General features: G+C 46.6%; 6 protein-coding genes. 4 read left to right on the top strand and 2 right to left on the bottom strand.

All coding sequences use genetic code 11. From position 1 onward, the window contains the following. Positions 1-390 precede the first annotated feature (390 nt). On the top strand, positions 391-1,737 hold the full coding sequence (gor, locus tag J0895_RS09730; protein WP_207087901.1) for a glutathione-disulfide reductase: 1,347 nt from the start codon (positions 391-393) through the stop codon (positions 1,735-1,737). A gap of 256 nt (positions 1,738-1,993) precedes the next feature. Here the strand turns inward: gor and J0895_RS09725 are convergent, their stop codons facing one another. Further along, positions 1,994-2,443, bottom strand: a complete 450-nt coding sequence (locus tag J0895_RS09725; RefSeq protein ID WP_340643488.1) for a hypothetical protein — start codon at positions 2,441-2,443, stop codon at positions 1,994-1,996. A 619-nt stretch (positions 2,444-3,062) separates the two neighbouring features. On the opposite strand from J0895_RS09725, the gene J0895_RS09720 reads away from it, so the two are divergent. The 3 genes from J0895_RS09720 (at position 3,063) to J0895_RS09710 (ending at position 4,778) form a co-directional block, all read left to right on the top strand. Beyond that, on the top strand, positions 3,063-3,266 hold the full coding sequence (locus J0895_RS09720) for a hypothetical protein (RefSeq protein WP_207087900.1): 204 nt from the start codon (positions 3,063-3,065) through the stop codon (positions 3,264-3,266). A gap of 697 nt (positions 3,267-3,963) precedes the next feature. Next, positions 3,964-4,473, top strand: a complete 510-nt coding sequence (locus J0895_RS09715; protein WP_207087899.1) for a photosystem I reaction center protein subunit XI — start codon at positions 3,964-3,966, stop codon at positions 4,471-4,473. A gap of 188 nt (positions 4,474-4,661) precedes the next feature. Continuing rightward, positions 4,662-4,778 (top strand): photosystem I reaction center subunit VIII, encoded by a 117-nt coding sequence (locus J0895_RS09710; protein WP_207087898.1) that lies wholly within the window; start codon positions 4,662-4,664, stop codon positions 4,776-4,778. Positions 4,779-5,008: 230 nt separating this feature from the next. On the opposite strand, the gene J0895_RS09705 is transcribed toward J0895_RS09710, so the two are convergent. Continuing rightward, positions 5,009-5,141: hypothetical protein (locus tag J0895_RS09705; RefSeq protein WP_207087902.1), on the bottom strand; the 133-nt coding region annotated here is incomplete at its 5' end.

Below are 5,141 nucleotides of genomic sequence, written 5' to 3'. Positions count from 1 at the left end.
TTTGTAGTAACGACTTCAGTCGTTTCCTCGTTACTTGGCGATCGCCAAGTAACGCCCCCATATCAGGCTTATAGCGTTTCCCATAGTTATTCGCGTACATTTTTGGAGTGTGAGCATCTTGACAAGCTCTTGTCAAGATGCTCACACTCCTCTAAATATCTGTACGCGAATGAGGCCACCGAACCGCTATAAGCTCCAGTTCCCAAGTCTATAAAAACCCGCACCCGTCAACGGTGGGTCTACACAGACAAAGCCCGAGAAGCGCGGGCTACCAGAGAAAACCGACTTTTACCAACCGGATTTGGTATTACTACAAACTTAAGCATCCTCCCCATCTCCTTGCGAAACGGATTACCCTGTTATTAAACGATGATTAACGGAGTGACTGAGATGACGAACTTTGATTATGACCTATTTGTGATAGGTGCAGGTTCTGGGGGATTAGCCGCATCGAAACGGGCTGCCTCTTATGGGGCTAAAGTGGCGATCGCCGAAGGAGATTTAGTGGGAGGTACCTGCGTCATCCGGGGTTGCGTTCCCAAAAAATTAATGGTGTATGCATCCCAATTTTCTAAACTGTATCAAAATGCCGTGGGTTACGGTTGGGAAAAAGCTGAACCCAATTTTGACTGGAACAAGTTGGTAGAAGCCGTTCAAAAAGAAGTGATGCGCCTCAATCAGATTCACATTAATAATCTGGAAAAAGCCGGAGTTGAGTTAATCAAGGAGATGGCTACTTTTGTGGATTCCCATACCATTGAAATAGGCGATCGCAAGGTAACCGCCGACAAAATCTTGATTGCAGTGGGAGGAAAACCAACCAAACCGGATATTGAGGGCATCGAACATGGCATCACCTCAAATGAAATGTTCCACCTCAGTGAATTTCCCAAACGATTTGCCGTTTGGGGCGGCGGTTATATCGGTGTCGAATTTGCTTCGATTATGAATGGGTTGGGGGCCGAAGTCACTGAAATTATTCGCCGCGAATATATTTTAAATGGCTTCGATGAGGATATTGCCCAGAACATCCAAGAAGGAATGACTAAACATGGGATTCAATTCAAAACTCAGACAACCCTAGAGAAGATTGAAAAGACCGATGAAGGCTTAAAGTTAATTTTTGCTGGGGAAGAAAATGAGCCTGTCACCGTAGATGCGTTACTCTGTGCAACAGGGCGCACACCAAATTTAAGCCGCTTAAATTTAGAGAAAGCAGGAGTCGAAGTGATTCTCGGTGCGATCGCCGTGACTCCGGATAGTTGCACAAATCAATCCCATATCTATGCCGTCGGGGATTGCACCGATCGCATGAATTTAACCCCCGTGGCGATCGCTGAAGGACGTGCTTTTGCCGATACCGTCTTTGGACACATCCCCCGTCATCTTAACCATACCGGCATCCCAACCGCTGTTTTTTCCCAGCCAGAAGCCTCCACAGTGGGCTTGACAGAAGAAGAAGCCCGAGACAAAGTAGGCGACAATTTAACCATCTATCGCGCCAAATTCCGTCCCATGTTTTATAGTCTCACCGATGCCGATGAAAAGGTGATGATTAAATTAATTGTGGACAAAACCACCGACCGCATTTTAGGGGTTCATATCGTCGGTAAAGATGCTGCCGAAATCGTTCAAGGATTGGCAATTGCTGTCAATATGGGAGCCACTAAAAAAGACTTTGATGCCACCATCGGCATTCATCCTTCCACTGCCGAAGAATTCGTAACTTTACGTTAATTAAAAAGAAAAGAAACCGGGATTCTTGCATTAACCCGGTTTCTTTTGCCTATAGCAATCCTAAATGATTTATGACATCTTCATCTCCCCTCTCCCCCTTTGGGAGAGGCCTGTCCTGAGCCCTGAGCCCTGAGCCCTGAGCCCTGAGCCCTGAGCCAGTCGAAGGGTCGAAGGGTCGAAGGGTCGAAGGGGGTCGAAGGGGGAGAGGGGCCGCCGACGGATTCCACAACGGATTTAGGAGCTGCTATAGAACAGTTTAAAGATTATTCTGAGCAGAACTCTCCCGTTCGAGTTGTTCAATTTCTTTAATGTAAACTTCTCCTAACTCTTGTCCTGCAATGGGAATACTTTGATAAGTAACCTGACCTTTCATCACCATCTGGTCCCCCACATTTGGAAGCGGTGAATCGGTCATGACCCAAATTGCTCCCGTGGCATCCTGAAGTTGATAAGCCCCCGATTCCAGAAACGGTGCACGATTTTCAACAGTGCCTTTTAAATACACCGTATCTTTTTTCTGCCAGTCGCTTTGGATCTGCTCAATATCGGTAACGCCAACTCCTGACTTAACCAAATTGGTACAGCCCCAGAGTCCAGCAATCATTAAAGATAAAGAGCCAATTTTAACAGTTTGATTTAAGGCCCGGAACATGACAGTGATAGCCATAATGTAAAAAAAATAGCGGTTATATGGATTAGAATTCACAGCTAAAACCCTTGATAATCCGTTCGAGGTAGGGCGGTGTTTCAAGGGGTAAACCAACTGAAAAATATCGATAATCGCCTCAGCCACAGGAACTGGATTGGGCGGGTTTCCAAAGAGGGCGATCGCACCCCCTCAACCCTAGCAACCCCAAGGGAATCCGAACATCCCTTCGCCACCTCTGCGGATAGATTAGCCTTGCTGATAGTCTATCGCAATCCCCCAGATTTCGGGGAATCTCAGAATACAAGTCTAGTACCCCAGATAATGGATTCGGGGGGTCTTCTGGGAGGGTTTATACCAAATACGGTTGGTAAAAGTCGGTTTTCGCTGGTAGCCTGCGAAGGCAGGCTTCGTCTGTGTAGCCCCACCCTTGAGGGTGCGGGTTTTTACTCTGACAACCGTATGGAGTATTAGTGGCGATCGCGCTTTTCTGTGCTCCGGGATACTCAAGTCTTTTCTAATTTTCACCGTCCCACGGATATCAATGCCCCTCACCCGTGATGCTACAATAATCAATCAGAACTTAAATTCTTAACAGACGACTGCATTTGCTTTCATCAGGCTAATACAGGCGTCTGGGGTTAATGTCAACTCAGAAGAACATCAAGAAGAGGTTGTCGTGACAGAGACTATTAACTGTGCTGTAGCCTGCGTGAATGGCTGTGTATTGGGAGACCAATGTCCTAACCGCGAATATGCAGAACAAACATCCCAGTTTATCCAGGAAACGTCCTTAGATAAAATGATGGAAATCGCCGAAGAAGCCATTAGAAAAAAACGGATGCAGCCTCCGAAATGGATTATTCCCGATTTTCCAGAATAACCCCTAGACCCAGTTAAGGCGATCGCTGCCGTGAACCTAGAAAGACTCTGGCGATCGCTTTTTAATTGGGGTCTAACTTATAAATTTTATCAACATTTGAGTTCCTCTAACTAAACCTCCAACAAGTCTAAATAAATTGGACAATTCCACAAAGGAGTGGGAGCATCTTGCTCCCTACTACTTGAAGGGAGCAAGATGCTCCCACTCCTGAACTGGATTTTCCCCATGATTTAGACTCCCTATAAAACATCAGTACAGGATGCGATTCCCCGGACAAAAAACCGGGGTTTTGACCCAAATTGGGTGCAAAGCCAGCAGAAATAGTCAGCGTCGGTCCCGATTCAGCTTAAATCTGCCTTTTGACCCGGGGCGATCGGCCATAACCTGTGCCAAAATCTCTAAAGGGCTAGAAATACCCGGCCTATTCCCTTGTTAAATTTCTTAACAAAATTTAACACAAACAGAGGTTTAACCCAGAACCTGCTCCAATCACAAAATAAAGGCTGGAATCGCGATCGCAAAGGTCACCGAACCGAGGTAAATTAAAATCAGTGGTTACCAGCCCCAGGGGATTTAGGCGCTTTGCATGAAGTTTTTTAAAGCTACGCACTAATTCTGAGACTAGGCGACCCCTTCTTGCTTAGAATATTACCTTAAGTTCTTTTACTGACTTGTCACACCAAGAGGAAAAACAAATATGGCCGATGCAAGAGATATTGAAATCGTGAAGCCCTACGGTGGAGACCCCTTTGTGGGTCACCTCTCCACCCCAGTCAGCGATTCTGCCTTCACCAAAGCATTCATTGGTAACCTGCCTGCCTACCGTAAAGGACTCTCCCCCATTCTCCGTGGGATTGAAATTGGCATGGCCCACGGCTATTTCCTAATTGGCCCCTGGATTAAATATGGTCCCCTGCGCGATTATCCAGAAGCAGCCAACTTAGGCGGATTAGTTTCGGCCATGTCTTTAATTTTAATCGGCACCGCCTGTATGTCAGTCTACGGGATTGCCTCGTTCCAAGCCACAGGTGATGATGATTACCCCAGCAAAAATCCTCAAGCCCCCGCTGACTTGAAAACTGCTGAAGGTTGGAGTCAGCTCACCGCTGGGTTCTTCGTCGGTGGAATGGGTGGCGTATTTGTCTCCTATTTCCTCTTAGAAAACCTGAGTGGCGTCGATGCCATTTTCCGGGGTTTAGTCAACTAACTAGACCTTATAGCCCCTTCCTCGGGCTTTAATTTGCTCGTTTGTGACCTCGCGTCACCTAAAATTAGTTCATCTGCACCCGCAGACTCTGATTTTTGAAAAGTCCACCTTTTTAGAGGAACATCACCGACTCACCGTCGTTAATAGTCCTCTCGTCAACCCAAAACTTGAAATAGGAGACATTAGATATGACCGGCGCTTACGCAGCTGCTTACCTGCCTTGGATTTTGATTCCCGTCGTTTGCTGGTTAATGCCCCCAGTGTTGATGGGTCTGCTGTTCATCTACATTGAAAGCGATGAGTAATTAAGGGCGTCATTCCCTAAATTAATCGTCAGTTGCCGAAAAAAGAGCGGTGAGGACAACAACAAACGACTATTCCTCAACAACCCTCTTTTTAGGCTCTCGTTACCAATGCGCCCTCGGGCATAAAAAATCCCCCGCTATCATAGCGGGGGATTTTTATTTAAACTCCCCCTTTGCCAACATCATTGCGGTGGGGAGAGTCTGTTCAAATCGTTGCAAGCCGTCAAAAGTTACCCGAACTTACTTGCAGTCGAAGCAATCAAGAACGCCGCATAAGTCAGGATATACCCCACCGTAAAGTGAGCCAAACCAATCAAGCGACCTTGAATAATCGACATCGCCACCGGCTTATCCTTCCAACGA

Source organism: Phormidium pseudopriestleyi FRX01 (assembly GCF_017313335.1).
Taxonomy (GTDB): domain Bacteria; phylum Cyanobacteriota; class Cyanobacteriia; order Cyanobacteriales; family Laspinemataceae; genus Laspinema; species Laspinema pseudopriestleyi.
This window is presented reverse-complemented; position numbering and strand designations above follow the sequence as displayed.